Raw genomic sequence first — 14,884 nt, 5'->3', positions numbered from 1 at the left:
TCATGAGTCAATTGTTTTCGCCACTGGCGCTGCGAAGCTTGGTGATCCCCAACCGCATCGTGGTTTCACCCATGTGCCAGTACTCAGCCCAAAACGGCGAGGCCAATTCCTGGCACTTCATTCATCTGGGCAATCTTGCCCTTTCTGGCGCCGGCATGTTGTGCATCGAAGCCGCAGCGGTCGAACCGGACGGTCGCATCACGCCCGGCGACCTTGGCTTATGGGACGACACGACGGAGGCAGCGCTCAAGCCGGTATTTGCGGCGATCCGTCAGCATTCGAAGATCGCCGTGACGATGCAATTGGGACACGCGGGTCGAAAGGCGTCCAGTGCCGTGCCATGGAAAGGCGGCCAGTTGATCCCGGTAGCCAAAGGAGGATGGGTGACCCACGGTCCTTCCGCGCGAGCTCAGATGGAAGGCGAGGAACCGCCACTCGCCCTGGAACCTTCGGGCCTTGATCGAATACGAGAAGCGTTTGTCGCCTCGACAATACGCGCGGCACGGCTAGGAGTCGATGGCCTGGAAATTCATGCAGCGCATGGTTACTTGCTACATGAATTCCTGTCGCCGATCGCCAACCACCGGACTGATGCATACGGGGGCTCATTGGAAAACCGGATGCGCTTCCCGCTCGAAGTCTTCGATGCCGTACGTGCTGCATTTCCCGCTGAAAAGCCCATCGGTGTAAAGGTATCGGCGACCGACTGGATGGATGGTGGCTGGGACACCGAGCAAACCATCGCATTCTCCAGGGAGCTAAAAAATCGCGGTGTCGATTGGATTGACGTTTCGTCGGGCGGCATCTCACCGCTACAGAAAATCACCGTAGGGGCGGGTTACCAGGTTCCATTTGCGCAGGCAGTAAAAGACGCTACTGGCGTCAATACGTTTGCGGTAGGCCTGATTACCGACGCTCGCCAAGCCGAAGAAATTATCGCGAGTGGCAAGGCTGACGCAGTCGCTCTTGCGCGGGCGATGCTATATGACCCTCGCTGGCCGTGGCACGCGGCAGCGGAACTCGGGGCGGTCCTCGAAGCCCCTCCACCTTATTGGCGTGCCCCGCCGCATGGACAGGGCGCGTTGTTTGCCAACACGACGTATGGCGCGCGCTGAACGATTGAACTTTGGTCAGGGATCTGCCGGTCGTGAGACGACCGGTCTACCGAACCTGTCCCCCGAAGGCAAGGCGATTCTGGCGGGGAGGCATTTCTCGCAGATTCGCTTTCCTCTCGACCATGGCGCGACCGGCCGCCCGTGGATCCGGCTAATAACCGGCCGAACGGCCAACGCCAGCCCAAAACCGGCAAATCCCCCGCGTTGACATCGTCGGTGGCGTAAAATACGCCCTTTCTCGCACCGGACGACCACCGCAATGACGCTCGCCTCCACCCCAGAGATCATCGCCGAGCTGAAGGCTGGCCGGATGGTGATCCTCGTCGACGAAGAAGACCGCGAAAACGAGGGCGATCTCGTCATCGCCGCCGATTTCGTGACGCCGGAAGCGATCAACTTCATGGCGCGCTACGGCCGTGGACTGATCTGCCTGACACTGACGCAGGACCGCTGCCGCCAGTTGAACCTGCCGCTGATGACGCAGCGAAACGGCACCCAGTACGGGACGGCGTTCACGGTGAGTATCGAGGCGGCCGAAGGCGTGACCACCGGCATCTCCGCCGCGGACCGCGCACGCACCATTCAGGCCGCGGTCGCGCACGACGCGAAAGCCGAGCACATCGTGCAGCCGGGTCACGTGTTTCCGATCATGGCGCAACCGGGCGGCGTGCTGGTCCGCGCGGGACATACGGAAGCGGGCTGCGACCTGACGGCCATGGCCGGCCTGACGCCGGCATCGGTGATCTGCGAAGTGATCCGCGACGACGGCGAAATGGCCCGGCTGCCCGATCTGATCGAATTCGCCGAACTGCACGGCATTCGGATTGGCACGATCGCGGACCTGATTCACTACCGCTCGCGCACGGAATCAATCGTCGAGCGCGTCGCCGAGCGCACCATGCAGACGGCGCATGGGGCGTTTCGCGCGGTGCTGTATCGCGATCAGCCAAGCGGTTCGCCGCATATTGCGCTGGTGCGCGGCCAGCCGTCGCCGGAACGGGAAACGCCGGTGCGCGTGCATGAGCCGCTGTCGGTGCTGGATCTGCTCGAAGTGGACTCGTCCACGCACTCCTGGACCCTCGACGCCGCGATGAAGGAAATCGCCGCCCGCGACCTGGGCGCTATCGTGCTGCTCAATTGCGGCGACACGAAAGAACATCTCGTCGATGTATTCCAGGCGTTCGAGCGTGAGGACAAAGCGGCCGAACTGAAACGCCGCCCGATTGACTTCAAGACCTACGGCATCGGCGCGCAGATCTTGCGCGAATTGGGCGTGGGCAAGATGCAGGTGCTGTCGAATCCCCGCAAGCTTGGCAGCATGTCGGGCTACGGCCTGGAGGTGACCGGGTTCATCCCCATGCCGGGCTGCCCCGCCACGACGACCTCGACGGATTCGGTCGACCCCGCTTCCATCGCCCATTTACGCTCGGTCTGACCAGCGCCAACTACCACACTGCATCACACTGAAAACGGATAAACAATGGAAATCGGACAATATCAACCGAACCTCGACGGCGACGGACTGCGCATCGGCATCGTGCAATCGCGCTTCAATGAACCGGTCTGCAACGGCCTCGTGGACGCCTGCACGGAAGAACTCGAACGGCTTGGCGTGATCGGTGAAGACGTACTGCTCGTCACCGTGCCGGGCGCACTCGAAATTCCGCTGGCGCTGCAAAAGCTGGCCGAATCGGGTCAATTCGATGCATTGATTGCTCTTGGGGCGGTGATCCGCGGGGAAACGTACCACTTCGAGTTGGTATCGAATGAAAGCGGCGCGGGCATTTCCCGTATCGCGCTCGACTTCGGCACACCGGTCGCCAATGCAGTCCTGACGACCGAAAACGACGAGCAAGCCGTTGCCCGCATGACGGAAAAGGGCCGCGACGCAGCACGCGTGGCGGTGGAAATGGCAAATCTCTCGGTCGCGCTGGAACAACTCGGCGGCGACGATGAAGACGAAGAAGACGAGGACCGCGCATGAAAAGCGCTCGACGACGCTCGCGCGAACTCGCGACACAAGGGCTTTATCAATGGTTGCTGTCGGGCGCGCCCGGCGGCGAGATCGACGCTCAGTTGCGCGGTGCGCAAGGCTTCGATAAAGCCGATCAGGAGCATCTGGACGCCATCCTGCACGGCGTGATCAAGGAAGCGGACATCATTTCCGCCGAATTGCAGCCGTGCCTCGACCGTCCGCTCGAACAGCTTTCGCCGGTCGAACGTGCGGTGCTGATGGTCGCTGCGTTCGAGTTCAAGCATCACCTGGACATTCCGTATCGCGTGGTGATCAACGAAGCAATCGAACTGACGAAGACCTTCGGCGGCTCCGACGGCCACAAATACGTGAACGGCGTGCTGGATAAACTCGCCGTCCAGTTGCGGCCGACGGAAGCGCAAGGCCGCGGACAGCGTAGCTGAACGAACGGTCTTCCCCATTCATGAACTTCGCAAAAGAACCGTTGAACGCAGCTATCCGATACGCCGCCCGCGTGGACGCCATCGAGCCGTTCTATGTGATGGAACTGGCGAAAGAAGCGCAGGCGCTCGAACGCGCGGGGCGCAACATCATTCACATGGGTATCGGCGAACCGGATTTCACGGCGCCGGAACCGGTGATCGCGGCCGCCACCGAGGCCTTGCGTCGCGGCGTCACGCAATACACGAATGCGCTCGGACTGGCGTCGTTACGCGAAGCTATTTCCGGGCATTATCGCGACACGTTCGGGCTCGATATCGACCCAGCGCGCATTGTGGTAACAGCGGGGGCGTCGGCCGCGTTGCTGCTGGCGTGCACCGCGCTGGTCGATCGCGACGACGAAGTGCTGATGCCTGACCCGTGCTACCCGTGCAATCGCCATTTCGTGGCCGCTACCGAAGGCCGCCCGGTGCTGATCCCGAGCGGTCCGGCCGAGCGATTCCAGTTAACGGCCGCTCAGGTCGAAGCGCACTGGACACCCGCCACGCGCGGGGTACTGCTCGCGTCGCCGTCCAACCCGACCGGCACGTCCATTGAGCCGGACGAACTGGCGAAAATTGTCGATGTGGTGCGCGCGCACGGCGGTTTTACGATCGTCGATGAGATTTATCAGGGCCTGAGCTACGACGCGAAGCCCGTGTCGGCGCTTTCGCTGGGCGATGACGTGGTCACGGTGAACAGCTTTTCGAAGTACTTCAACATGACCGGCTGGCGGCTCGGCTGGCTCGTGGTGCCGCCAGCAATGGTCGCCACCATGGAAAAACTCTCGCAGAACCTGTTCATCTGCGCGTCGGCGCTCGCGCAGCATGCGGCGCTGGCGTGTTTCGAGCCGGCCACGCTCGCAATATACGAGTCTCGACGCCTTGAATTCGGGCGCAGGCGGGATTTCATCGTGCCGGCGTTGCGTTCGCTTGGTTTCGAAGTGCCCGTTGTGCCGGACGGCGCGTTCTACGTTTATGCCGATACGCGGCACGTCGCGCATCCGGCTGCCGGCGACAGCAACGCATTGACGCGTTCCATGCTGCATGACGCCGGGGTCGTTCTGGTACCCGGGACCGATTTCGGTTTCCATGCGCCGCAGGAGTATATCCGGCTGTCTTATGCGACGGCGTACTCACAGCTTGAAGAGGCCGTGCAACGGCTCAGGACGCTATTTCGGGCTTGAACCGCAGATTCAAGGCGGCCCCGATCTCTTAACGATTTCTCAGGAAAGCAGAAGCAAAAAAGCCGTTCCAACGCGAGTTGGAACGGCTTTTTTGTGTTTTTTTGTCTTACCCAGCCTGCGACTAACAACCCAAGCGTCCTGCTTCTGCTGCCAACGCATGGCCTTTATGCACCGAACTCCGCCGAAGCTACGTGCTTCGCTTGCGCATCGGCGTCATCGGTATTGTTGTGGTCGCTAGCTTGCGGTTCAGACTTGGGCGGCGCTGTAATGGCCGGAGCACCGTCAAGCGTCACGTGCACACGCTTTTCGCCTGTTCCCGAGCTGGTGGGCGAAGCCGACGCCACCATCTGCTTGGGCGCAGGCGGCACTGGCGCTTGCGGCGTGACGATCGGCACATTGCGGCCCCGTGCTACATCGCGAAAACGTGAACGTTCGGCCAGCACCTTTGCACCGTAACCACCGTCGTCCTGCGCCGTCGAACCCACGTAGAACTTCAATCCACCCGCCACCGAACCGCCACGCGCGATGCAATCCTTCAGCACCAGCGCACCGACCTTGATGTTCGCGAGGGGCTCGAGCGCTGCGTGCGAACCACCGAAGTACTGGAATTTGTCGGAGTGAACCTTCGACATCACCTGCATCAACCCTTGCGCGCCCACACCGCTTTCAGCGTACGGATTGAAACCCGATTCGATCGCCATGACGGACAGCAGCAGCAGCGGATCGAGGCCAACCTCCCGGCCGGTATCGAAGGCTGCTTTCACAAGCTCACCGACCGGCTCCTGCGCCACGTGGTAACGCCGCGCAATGAAGTTCGCCACCAGGTTCTGCTCACGATCCGACACGAGCACCCGGTCGTCGCGGGCATCGGCGACAACCCGTTGCGACGAAATTGCACTGGCAAGCGTCGAAACGGTCGGCAACGTGCGGGGATCGAGCCCATTGGGCGACACGGCGAGACTCATGCCACCCGTGAGCTGACGGGTGCTGTCGTCGTCGCTGGCAGCGGCGCCGAGCGAAGTCGAATCGCCAGTACCCCCAGTCCCGTTACGCAGATCCTCTTCACGCTGATGACCCAGCGCGAAGGGAGGGAAAGGTTGTCCGGAGAGCAACCGGGCAGGACCGGCCTGTACAGCGGCCGAGACGAGGGGCATGAGTTTGGCGGCGAAAGAGCCGCGCCAGGCTGGAAGCAGCCAGAGCGCCAGCGCGGTCACTACAGCAGCACCACCGACCAGGCTAAAAATCGTCAGACTCATGTGTTTGGCGCGACGCAGCACAGCGCGTAGATGAAGCGCCAGGCGAGCGTCGGGACGCCACGACAACCAAGCATTCATTGGATGGATCTCCCAAATTGCATGATTTCCGCAGATGAAAACCGGAAAAACTGGTCCATCACGCAGAAATCGACACCGCCAGCCCTGGGTTAGCCACGAGCGGTATCGGGAACACGGCACAAACCGTTGGGGGAACCTGACCGGAACATTTCGTTTCCGGGTGCGCGCAGCACGAAGGACATGCCGGGGCGCGCACACAGGTCACCACGCGAAAAACCGGCGAAGAAGAGCGCCGGCAAGAAAACCAAAGCCTTGATTCGCCGTACTAATCCGGCGCAGGTGACGCGTCGCGTCGTTTCAAAAGACCTGAGGCAGTGGTAAAAAGTTTCAATTGGTGTTGTCAATGCCAAAGGATTCTAGCAGGCTCAAATGATCCGTCAATGCTGGTAAATGTAAAAGCTATTACTTTCAGTAATTATGAACACCGTTCAGAACGGCGAGAGCGGCCTGCCAAGCCACTTTCCAGCGGAAACCGCTGAATTGTGCCGTTGTGTGCTCTGACGTACCGACATCAACACAGGTAAAATCGACAATCGCCCGCGCGCGAAAGTTCCTCACAAGGGCTTGGACGCCGCTTGAACCGCAATTTCAGCCGTCGCGTCTGCTGTCCGTGCGCCTTTGCGCAGATCGCGCTTCCTGCAGGCCCCCTTCCCTTTAGCCGATGAAATACAAAGACCTGCGCGACTTCACTGCCCGCCTCGAAACGCTCGGCGAATTGCGCCGCATCAACCAGCCGGTTTCGCCCGTCCTTGAAATGACCGAACTCTCGGATCGCGTGCTGCGTTCGGGTGGTCCGGCTTTGCTGTTCCAGGCGCCGGTGGGACACTCCATGCCCGTGCTGGCCAACCTGTTCGGTACGCCAAGGCGCGTGGCGCTCGGCATGGGTATCGAGACGGAAGCACAGGCGGCGGCCGATCCCAGTCTGCTCAGCGATAAAGCCGCGCTCGAGTCGTTGCGCGACGTTGGCCGGTTATTGTCGGCGCTCAAGGAACCCGAGCCGCCGAAGGGCCTGAAGGACGCGGGCAAGTTGCTGTCGCTGGCGAAAGCCGTCTGGGACATGGCGCCGAAAACCGTCAGCTCGCCGCCCTGCCAGGAGATCGTATGGGAAGGACAGGACGTCGATCTGGCGCGCCTGCCCATTCAGACGTGCTGGCCGGGCGATGCCGGTCCGCTCATCACGTGGGGACTCACCGTCACGCGCGGCCCGAACAAGACGCGGCAGAACCTTGGCATCTATCGGCAGCAACTGATCGGGCGCAATAAATTGATCATGCGCTGGCTCGCGCATCGGGGCGGCGCACTGGATTTCCGCGAGTTTGCACTCGCTAATCCAGGCAAGCCTTATCCGGTGGCAGTCGTGCTCGGCGCCGATCCGGCCACCATTCTCGGCGCCGTGACGCCCGTGCCGGACTCGCTGTCCGAATATCAATTTGCCGGTTTGTTGCGGGGCGCAAGAACCGAGTTGGCGAAGTGCCTTACGCCGGGTGTCGATACGTTGCAGGTGCCCGCGCGCGCGGAGATCGTGCTCGAAGGCTTCATCTATCCGCAGGACGGTCCTGTTGCGCCACTGCCCGCCGGCGCGCCGCCGCGGCCATCGAATAGTGCGTCGTCGAAGTACGAACACGCGCTCGAAGGCCCCTACGGCGACCACACCGGCTATTACAACGAACAAGAGTGGTTCCCGGTCTTCACTGTCGAAAAGATCACCATGCGCCGCGACGCGCTTTATCACTCTACCTATACAGGTAAGCCGCCCGACGAACCGGCCGTGCTCGGTGTCGCGCTCAACGAAGTGTTCGTGCCGCTCTTGCAAAAGCAGTTCACCGAGATCACCGACTTCTATCTGCCGCCCGAAGGCTGCAGTTATCGAATGGCGATCGTGCAGATCAAGAAGAGTTATCCGGGCCACGCGAAGCGCGTGATGTTCGGCGTCTGGAGCTTCCTGCGCCAGTTCATGTATACGAAGTTCATCGTGGTGGTGGACGACGACGTGAATATTCGCGACTGGAAGGAAGTGATCTGGGCGATCACTACGCGCATTGATCCGTCGCGCGATACGGTGCTGGTCGATAACACCCCGATCGACTATCTCGATTTCGCGTCGCCGAAGGCGGGGCTGGGATCGAAGATGGGGCTCGACGCCACCAACAAATGGCCCGGCGAAACGGACCGCGAATGGGGCCGGCCGATCACAATGGACGATGCAGTGAAGCGGCGCGTCGACGCGTTGTGGGACGAAATCGGCTTTTCCGGAGGGAAGCGCTCATGAACGTTGCGGCGACGGTTTATCGAGGGGATCTGGTTGAAAACACGCATGCCGCACATGTGGCGGTCGTCGATGACGAAGGCCGGTTGATCTACACGTTCGGCGATCCGTCACGTATGACGCTGGCGCGCTCGGCGGCGAAACCGGCGCAAGCGCTCGCGGTGCTGGAAACGGGCGCGCTGGACCGTTTCGGTTTCGACGACGCCGATCTCGCGCTGATGTGCGCATCACACAACAGCGAGCCGCGCCACATCGAGCGCACGCGCGCGATGCTTGCGAAGGCGCACGTCACCGAAGCCGATCTTCGATGCGGCGGCCACGCCCCTTTGTCAGACGCGGTCTGGAAAGAATGGATCAGGCGTGACTTCACGCCAACCGGCGTATGCAGCAATTGCTCGGGCAAACATGCGGGCATGCTGGCGGGTGCGCAGGCGCTGGGGGCGGCCGTTCGCGACTATCACCTGCCCGAGCATCCGCTTCAGGTTCGGGTGAAACGCACCGTTGCCGAGGTCTGCGATCTGCCGGAAGACGGCGTGCAATGGGCTATCGATGGCTGCAATCTGCCTACGCCGGCCGTCCCTCTGGACAGGCTCGCACGGCTGTTCATGAAGATGGCGGATGCGGATGCCGATGTTAATTCCGAAACCGCGCCGCGCTCGAAAGCTCTGGCCCGGATCTATCGCGCGATGACGACGTATCCGGAACTCGTCGCGGGCGATGGCCGATTCTGTACCGCGTTGATACAAGCCTTCGACGGCAATCTGGTCGGGAAAGTAGGCGCCGATGCAAGTTACGCGATCGGCGTGCGCGCTACCGGCACGCGCGGGTCGCTGGGCATCGCGATCAAGGTGGAAGACGGCAACACGGCCGTGCTTTACGCAATCGTCACGCATGTGCTCGGGCAACTCGACATCGGCCACGAAACGCAGCGCGCACAACTCGCCGCTTATGGAAACCCGCCAATGCGCAACACGATGGGTATAGAGACGGGACGGCTGGCGGTCTCAGTGCCGCTCGAACGCGTTCAGTTTTAGTACTTTAGTACGGGAGCATTTGTCCGGTTACCTCGCACGCCGCAGCATAAAAACGCGAAACCGGACAACCCGCTTCGCTCAATATAAAAAGATCAAAAAAGGAAAGTCGGGATGCACGTGTTGCCATTGCTGTCTGATGGATTTTTTCTGTCGTTGTCGCTGTGTCTGGATATTGGTATCGCAAACGTCGCGATCATCTCACTGACGCTTTCCCACGGTTTCAAGCCGGGCATGATGCTCGGTCTCGGCACCTGTTTCGGCGATCTCATCTACGCAGCGCTTGCGCTCGCGGGCATGGCGGCACTACTTCAGTTCGATACCGTGCGCTGGGTCGTATGGATAGGCGGCTCAATCGTGCTGCTTTTCCTGACCTTCAAAATGGCACGTGAAGCGCTATTTCCGGCGTCCGCGCCGCCGGTGGCGGGGGAACCCGATCTTCTCCCTACACCGCGGCCCTCTCACCTGCGCAGCTTCATGCGCGGCACCCTGCTCGCCGTGTCTTCACCCAGCGCGATCCTCTGGTTCGCCGCCGTGGGCGGCGCACTGATCGCGAAAGCCGGCGCAACGGGCTCGGGGAGCGCATCCGTGTTTCTCATCGGCTTCTTTTGCGGCGGGCTCGGCTGGACGCTCTTCATCTGCTCGCTCGCCAGCCACGGCCGCAAACGCGCAGGGACAGCATTGCTGCGCGCTTGCCACGTTTTATCGGCGGTGCTGTTTGCGTACTTCGCGTACAGCGTGATCGTCAACGGTTATCACGACCTGATCCTGAAGGGCGCGCAGACCTTATGACGGCACGCTATCAAGCGAGGAATTGAGCGAGCCGCGCGAGGTCGACATTGCCGCCGCTGACCAGCACACCGACCCGTTTGCCCTTCACCGGCACGATGTTCTGCAGCACGGCGGCCGCAGCCAGACAACCCGTTGGCTCGACCACCATCTTCATGCGCTGCGCGAAGAACTTCATGGTCTGCACAAGCTGGTCGTCGCTGACGGTGACGACCCGGTCCACATAGCGCTTCAGAATCGGGAAGTTGTATTCACCCACGTGCGTGGATGCGGCGCCGTCGGCAATCGTACGTGGCACCTCAATATGAACGATCTCGCCGCGTTCGAGCGACTGCTGCGCGTCGTTGCCCGCCTCCGGCTCCACGCCGATCACCGTGCAGGATGGACTCAACTCGGCTGCCGCCAGCGCGCACCCGGCGAGCAAGCCTCCGCCACCCAGGCACACGAACAGATAATCCAGCGGCCCGGTTTCTTCGATGAGCTCTTTCGCCGACGTCCCCTGTCCCGCGATCACATGCGGATGGTCGTACGGCGGAATCAGCGTCATGCCGCGCTCTTGCGCGAGCCTCGCACCAATCTCCTCGCGATTCTCGGTGTACCGGTCGTACGTGATCACTTCGCCGCCGTAACCACGCGTGGCTTCCATCTTCGCGGCCGGCGCGTCCTCCGGCATGATGATTGTTGCCTTGATACCGGCGATGCGCGCCGACAGCGCGATTGCCTGCGCGTGATTGCCCGATGAATACGTCAGGACGCCGGCCTGGCGCTGGGACTCGGAGAAATGCGAGATCGCGTTGAACGCACCGCGAAACTTGAAAGCGCCCATGCGCTGGAAGTTCTCGCACTTGAAGAACAGGTTCGCGCCGGTAAGCGCGTCGGCGGTGCGGGAAGTCATCACCGGCGTGCGATGCGCAGCGCCGGCAATGCGTTCTGCGGCGTCGGCAACGTCGGCGTAGGTAGGTGCGGGAAGGATTGACATCGGAACTCAAGGGCGGCGGTTGAGGAGCCTCCATTGTCCCAGCATCGTGGAGCGTTTGGAAAGCTGGCCAAATAGCCAACGCCGCCGGCTGGCCCCAGCGCCGATAAAGCAAGAACCCCGGGCGCAAAATAAAACAGCGCAACCCGGCTCGACGCCAGCGTTGCGCTGTTTTGCAGACAATCCAATACTCGAACAAACAATCAATCAGCTAGCCGATCCGGTCATGCCCGGAATTCAACGGCGCCAACCACCGTAACCACCGTGGTAGCCGCCGCGATATCCGCCATGGTATCCGTACCCGTAACCGCCACGATAATGACCGCGCCAGTACGGACCGCCGTAATACCCGCCCACCACAACGGGCGGCGGTGCATATACAACTGGGCCCGGCGCGTAATACACGGGTGGGGGCGGAGCGGCGTACACGGGATAAGCCGGCACCCCAATGCCAATACCCACCGAAACGTGCGCCTGCGCGGCGCTCACAAGGCCAACGCCAAGCGCGGCAGCTGCCAGAACCTGCACTATCTTCTTCACTTTTATTCTCCGCGCTACGGTCCTGTACACACGACCGGTTACCGCAACGACATGCATTCAATGTAGCTAAAAACCCTGAATCCCACCTTAAGCATTTGTTGCAAATTGCAATATCTACAGTCCTAAAAATGGGTTTTGTCTGCCGAATTTCAAGCAGGCGGACAACCGCGCTGGCCTTGGCGCAAAGGATTAACGAGATGGATTAAGGGTTTGCTGAGAAAGTCACCGCCTGGCTACGGTTGTCCGGAGCGTTATTCCCAATGTCACCAAAGTAATGATTCATTACACTTTGCTTTTAGCGCCCTGAAAATGGAAAGCCCCGCCGGCCAAGTAAGCGTCGAGCGGGGCATCTTCAAGCTGTGCTGCTTTTTCAGGCAAACGGTGCTCAATGCACCCGTTCAGCCCACCTTAACGTAAGCGAATTCGCGGGTGACGCTGGGTGGCACGTATGCCCCACTGATCCTGACTCGCGGCGTAAGCCGTTTGCGCTGATCCCACCACTGACGCCGATGTGTGTGGCTGAGAAAACGCAGGTGTTTCCGATACGCAAAAATACTCATGGCGACTCCCGAACGTTGCAAAACAAGCACTGGCGCACATCGGCCAAAAAACCAACCCTGACTGTTCAGGCCCGGAACGCAAGTTTGCTCGAGCCTCGCAAAACCATTGGCGGCGGTGTTTCGCGCCGTTTTTATGGCGCCAACGCCGTTGCGCGATACTTCATCGTGCGCTGCAAACGCGAATCCGCGCATCGCAACAATTTCTACGGAGCAACAACCATGCCATTTTCAACGATGCCCCGCTTGGGCTTCGTCGGCGCCGGACGCCTCGCGCGCTGCCTGGCAGCCGTCTGGTCGCGCGCGGGCTACCCGGTCACCGCGATATCAAGCCGATCGGCGGCATCGGCACGCGAATTCGCAGGCGAATTGCCGGCATGTCTAGTCGCCGACGACGCCAGCGCGGTCGCGCAACACGCCGATATCGTATTTCTAACCGTTCCCGACGATTCCATCGGTGCGACGGCGAACGCTTTGCGGCTGGATCCGCCCCTCGGTGACGCCAAGGCGGTCGTGCATTGCAGCGGCGCCACGCCCGTCGATGTCCTCGCTGCTGCCCATGCGCAGGGTGCGGACATCGGCGGATTCCATCCGTTGTTCCTGTTTGGCGGCCTGCCGAGCGACCAGACGCGCATTGCGGGCTGTTCAGTGACGATCGAAGCGAGCGGGTCCCTGCACGACACGCTGACCGCGCTGGTTCAGGCTCTGGGCTGCCATCCGCTATCCATCCCGCCAGGCGGCCGCCTGCTCTACCACGCCGCCGCGCACTACGCGGCCAGCTTTGCGCTGTGCTCGCTGTCGGAGACCGTGACGCTCTGGAAAGAGTTGGGATTCACCGAGGACGACGCATTGCGCGCCGTCCTGCCGATGCTCGCCGGCACCATCGAAACCGCGCGTGAAAAGGGTTTGCCGGGCGCGCTTGCCGGCCCGGTATCGCGCGGCGACGCGGGTATTGTGATCAAGCAGCTGGCGCTGCTGCAGGGCCTCGGCGGCGATCACGCCGCGCTATATGCACTGCTCACGCGGCGCGCGGTCGCACTGGCGAAACGGCGGCCCTCGCCACCGCCTGCGGAAGCACTGGACGCGATGTCACACGCTATCGAACTCGTGCTGAACGGGACCGGGCCGCGCGACGATTGATTGCCCGATCCATTGCCCCGATCCGACACGGATAGCCGGCCGTATGGGGGCACTCGTGTGCCGGCGTACGCCAAGCGGCACAAGCCGCCATCAAGCCATGCTATCGTGATGCCCGGCACGCCAGTGTGGCAAAGCCGCCGAGGGGTTCGGCCACCACGCCGGACGCCGGCAAAGATCGAGCAACGAGCGCTGCAATTCGCGGTTTGGAGTCTGGTTCAGGACCCGGACCGTGCGTTGAACCCACGCGAAGTTCCGGCTTCGGCCACCACCCTCGACGCCAACCCATTCCAGCTACGAGAACGAACAATGATCAAGGTGAGCTTTTTTTATCCGTATCGCGAGAATGCGCCGTTCGACATCGATTACTACTGCACGAGCCATATGCCCTGGGTGGCCGGCTTGCTTGGCGGCGTATTAAAGGGTTGGTCGGCGGAAGCGGGCCTCGCGGGTGGCGCGCCGGGTTCGTCGCCCACGTATATCGCAGCGGGCCACCTGCTGTTCGATTCCGTCGACGCCTTCACGGCTGCGGTCTCGCCACATGCGAAAGACTTCTCCGCGGACATCGTTAACTACTACCCCGACGGTGTTCCGCCGGTCGTACAGATCAGCGACGTCCGCGCCAGCAGCTGACTGGGAGTAACTGTTCCATGAAGCCGGGCGATTTCCGCTGCGGCTTTTCTTGCCCTGGTATCACTTCGCGCGGCCATGAGCGCCGCGCTTTTGCCTTGAAAAGGATTTGAGATGTTCGGCGAGATCGCCCGTTTTCTGCTCAACACAATCTTCACGCTGTTCGGCGCTGCCCTGCTGCTGCGCGCCTGGATGCAGGTCGTCCGCATGCCGCCGTACAACCCCGTGTCCAACGCGGTGATGCAAGCCACGAACTGGCTCGTCCTGCCGCTGCGCAAGATCCTGCCGGCGGCAAAGACCATCGACTGGGCGAGCATTCTCGCGGCTTTCCTCGCTGCGCTGGTGTTCGTGATCCTGCTGGTGCTGCTCGCGGGCGTCGATCCCGCCGGACTCGCGCCCATGCTGCCCACACTGCTCGCGGTCGCGGTGATCACCGTCATCAAATGGGCGCTGAATCTCATCATCTGGATGACGATCCTGATGGCATTGCTGTCGTGGCTGAACCCGCAATCCCCGGCCATGCCGCTGCTGTATCAACTCACGGCGCCGTTTCTCGAGCCGCTGCGGCGCGTGTTGCCGCGCATGGGCGGTATCGATTTGTCGCCTATCCTGCTGTTCGTGATCGTTCAGGTACTGCTGATGATCGTCACGCGGCTGGCCGTGACCATGACCATGTTCGGGGTGTGAATTCCAGGGTTCAATCTCCGTCGATCCGCGTAAAGTTGCGGTAGGCGGGGTATTTCGCGTAAAATAGCGCGCTCTGCGGGCGTCGTATAATGGTAATACCCTAGCTTCCCAAGCTAGAGCCGTGGGTTCGATTCCCATCGCCCGCTCCAGTTTTCCTGCGCAAAAAGCCGCCTTCGAAGGC

Annotated in this window: 14 protein-coding genes and 1 tRNA gene; 12 read left to right on the top strand and 3 right to left on the bottom strand. The window is 61.5% G+C overall.

All coding sequences use genetic code 11. The features are described 5' to 3' along the window. The first annotated feature begins 2 nt into the window (after positions 1-2). From ACSQ36_RS04535 to ACSQ36_RS04515, 5 genes are all read left to right on the top strand, one after another. On the top strand, positions 3-1,115 hold the full coding sequence (locus ACSQ36_RS04535) for an NADH:flavin oxidoreductase/NADH oxidase (RefSeq protein ID WP_436181048.1): 1,113 nt from the start codon (positions 3-5) through the stop codon (positions 1,113-1,115). Between the two features lie 259 nt (positions 1,116-1,374). Beyond that, on the top strand, positions 1,375-2,550 hold the full coding sequence (ribBA, locus tag ACSQ36_RS04530; RefSeq protein WP_213762570.1) for a bifunctional 3,4-dihydroxy-2-butanone-4-phosphate synthase/GTP cyclohydrolase II: 1,176 nt from the start codon (positions 1,375-1,377) through the stop codon (positions 2,548-2,550). 45 nt (positions 2,551-2,595) lie between these two features. Next, a complete protein-coding gene (gene ribH / locus ACSQ36_RS04525; RefSeq protein WP_436181047.1) occupies positions 2,596-3,099 on the top strand; it encodes a 6,7-dimethyl-8-ribityllumazine synthase in 504 nt (167 codons plus the stop codon). Further along, positions 3,096-3,533 carry a transcription antitermination factor NusB gene (gene nusB, locus ACSQ36_RS04520; RefSeq protein WP_213762568.1) on the top strand — a complete coding sequence of 146 codons (438 nt, stop codon included), beginning with the start codon at positions 3,096-3,098 and terminating at the stop codon, positions 3,531-3,533. Before ribH ends, nusB begins: the two co-directional genes overlap by 4 nt. A gap of 20 nt (positions 3,534-3,553) precedes the next feature. Further along, the gene (locus ACSQ36_RS04515; RefSeq protein WP_436181046.1) at positions 3,554-4,756 is read left to right on the top strand and encodes a pyridoxal phosphate-dependent aminotransferase; all 1,203 of its coding nucleotides are present in this window, start codon (positions 3,554-3,556) and stop codon (positions 4,754-4,756) included. 164 nt (positions 4,757-4,920) lie between these two features. Here the strand turns inward: ACSQ36_RS04515 and ACSQ36_RS04510 are convergent, their stop codons facing one another. Then, on the bottom strand, positions 4,921-6,090 hold the full coding sequence (locus ACSQ36_RS04510) for a transglycosylase SLT domain-containing protein (RefSeq protein WP_436181045.1): 1,170 nt from the start codon (positions 6,088-6,090) through the stop codon (positions 4,921-4,923). 661 nt (positions 6,091-6,751) lie between these two features. Between ACSQ36_RS04510 and ACSQ36_RS04505 the strand changes: the two genes are divergently transcribed. From ACSQ36_RS04505 to ACSQ36_RS04495, 3 genes are all read left to right on the top strand, one after another. Beyond that, entirely contained in the window at positions 6,752-8,359 is a 1,608-nt protein-coding gene (locus ACSQ36_RS04505) for a UbiD family decarboxylase (RefSeq protein ID WP_436181044.1), read from the top strand. Further along, positions 8,356-9,390, top strand: coding sequence for an asparaginase (locus ACSQ36_RS04500; RefSeq protein WP_436181043.1), 1,035 nt, complete (start codon positions 8,356-8,358; stop codon positions 9,388-9,390). Before ACSQ36_RS04505 ends, ACSQ36_RS04500 begins: the two co-directional genes overlap by 4 nt. A gap of 111 nt (positions 9,391-9,501) precedes the next feature. Then, entirely contained in the window at positions 9,502-10,179 is a 678-nt protein-coding gene (locus ACSQ36_RS04495) for a LysE family translocator (protein WP_436181042.1), read from the top strand. A gap of 10 nt (positions 10,180-10,189) precedes the next feature. Here the strand turns inward: ACSQ36_RS04495 and ACSQ36_RS04490 are convergent, their stop codons facing one another. Next, entirely contained in the window at positions 10,190-11,155 is a 966-nt protein-coding gene (locus tag ACSQ36_RS04490; RefSeq protein ID WP_213762562.1) for a threo-3-hydroxy-L-aspartate ammonia-lyase, read from the bottom strand. A gap of 234 nt (positions 11,156-11,389) precedes the next feature. Continuing rightward, a complete protein-coding gene (locus ACSQ36_RS04485; protein ID WP_436181041.1) occupies positions 11,390-11,692 on the bottom strand; it encodes a hypothetical protein in 303 nt (100 codons plus the stop codon). A 779-nt stretch (positions 11,693-12,471) separates the two neighbouring features. Between ACSQ36_RS04485 and ACSQ36_RS04480 the strand changes: the two genes are divergently transcribed. The 4 genes from ACSQ36_RS04480 (at position 12,472) to ACSQ36_RS04465 (ending at position 14,852) form a co-directional block, all read left to right on the top strand. Then, a complete protein-coding gene (locus ACSQ36_RS04480; protein ID WP_436181040.1) occupies positions 12,472-13,389 on the top strand; it encodes a Rossmann-like and DUF2520 domain-containing protein in 918 nt (305 codons plus the stop codon). A gap of 306 nt (positions 13,390-13,695) precedes the next feature. Then, positions 13,696-14,019, top strand: coding sequence for an EthD family reductase (locus ACSQ36_RS04475; RefSeq protein ID WP_436181039.1), 324 nt, complete (start codon positions 13,696-13,698; stop codon positions 14,017-14,019). 111 nt (positions 14,020-14,130) lie between these two features. Then, positions 14,131-14,703 carry a YggT family protein gene (locus tag ACSQ36_RS04470; RefSeq protein ID WP_213762558.1) on the top strand — a complete coding sequence of 191 codons (573 nt, stop codon included), beginning with the start codon at positions 14,131-14,133 and terminating at the stop codon, positions 14,701-14,703. A 75-nt stretch (positions 14,704-14,778) separates the two neighbouring features. Beyond that, positions 14,779-14,852 (top strand) — tRNA-Gly (locus ACSQ36_RS04465). The last annotated feature ends 32 nt before the right edge of the window (positions 14,853-14,884 follow it).

The sequence above is a fragment of the Caballeronia sp. LjRoot34 genome, assembly GCF_964253815.1.
Lineage (GTDB): Bacteria > Pseudomonadota > Gammaproteobacteria > Burkholderiales > Burkholderiaceae > Caballeronia.
Note: the sequence above shows the minus strand (reverse complement) of the source record. Positions and strands in the feature narration are given on the sequence as shown.